The following is a 1432-nucleotide window of genomic DNA, read 5'->3' on the forward strand; positions in this document are numbered from 1 at the left end:
GTGCTCTCCCTGCCGTCGCGCTTCGCCGCGCTGTCCTGGTGGGACGCCGTGCGCGACATCGTCGCGCTCATCGCCCTCCTGACCGCCTGCACCGTCCCCTACACCCAGGCGGAGATCGGGCCGTGGCTGCTGGCGCCGCGCATCGCGATCGGCATCGCCGTCGCCGCACTCATCGCCGTCCACCTGCTGCGCTGGCTTCCCGAGCAGCCGCGGCTCGCGCTCGTGCGGCGCCTCCGCGTCATCGGCATGATCCCCGCGCTAATCGTCGCCGTCGGCACGATCGGCGCCGATCTCGCGCTGTCGATCCCCGTGCTGTTCGCCCCGCTGCCCGACGGACCGCCCGTCGGCATCGGGGTGGGCGTCGCCCTCATGCTGCTCGGCGCGGGGCTGGGCATCGAACCGCGCCGCCACGAGGGCTTCATACCCGGGGAGCGCGCCCGCTCCCGCACCCGGTGCCTGCTGCTGGTGCTCGCCGGCGTCGCAGCGGCCCTCACGCTGCTGGCCCTCGTGATGATCATCGGCCGCGTGGCCACCACCGGCTGGGCCTACTCCGTGCGGGTCCTCGCGGATGCGTTCCTGTCGGCCGTCGTCCTCGGCATCGTGCTGCGGGCTGGCCTGCGGCGCGAGCGGTCCCGCTACGTGTTCGCCGTCGCCGCCGTCGCCGGGCTCATCGCCGGCGCGCTCGCCGACGACGCCCTGCGCCTGCAGTTCGCGCTGCCGCGGTCCGCCGCCACCGGGCTGGTCTACCTGCCGCTGCTGTTCGCCGTGTTCGCCGTGATGGTCTCGCGGTCCTTCGTGCGCACCATGCCGCTGTCGTTCCGCCGCGCCGACTGGATCGTCTACGCCGTCCGCACGCTGGAGTTCTCCCGCCGCATCCACCTCGCCGCCCTCATCGCGTGCGTGCTGATGGCGTTCGCGGCCGCCGGGGGCGTGGGGCGCGGCATGCCCATGCTGTATGTCATCGACGCGGTGCTCGCGGGCATCTTCGTCGTGCTGTCCTCCGTCGGACGGCGCTCCCTCCTGGAGCGGTCCGCGCTGAGCGCCCGCGCCGGAGCCGTCGTCGCCGCCGTCGTGATGGTGCTGCTGGGCTTCCTCGACGTGATCGTCAACTCGGTCGCCTCCGGGGCCGGAGCCGGGCTCGTGACCGGCGGCGTCGCGCTCGCCGTCGGCATCGCCGTGGCGCTCATGCTCACCGTGCCGGCGCCCGTGCGCGACCAGTACGGCGCCCCCGACATCGTGCGCATGTTCGACGACTTCCGTCGCCGCGACACCGACGCCCGCTCGATCCTCGCGCGCGTGCCCGACGTCCGCTCCGAGATGACGGCCCGCAAGCCCTTCCCGGGCAGCGCTCCCCGCAGGGGGTCAGGGGCGGGAGAGACCGGGCCTCTCGCGCCCCGCCCCTCCTGCCGGCCCCATCGGGCCGCGCCCCTCC

At 74.7% G+C, this 1432-nt stretch carries 1 protein-coding gene; it reads left to right on the forward strand.

The features are described 5' to 3' along the window. On the forward strand, positions 1–1432 hold a 1432-nt coding region (locus FM110_RS14010), incomplete at both ends, for a DUF7937 domain-containing protein (protein ID WP_159457934.1).

The organism is Brachybacterium nesterenkovii, from assembly GCF_900163655.1.
GTDB lineage: Bacteria > Actinomycetota > Actinomycetes > Actinomycetales > Dermabacteraceae > Brachybacterium > Brachybacterium nesterenkovii.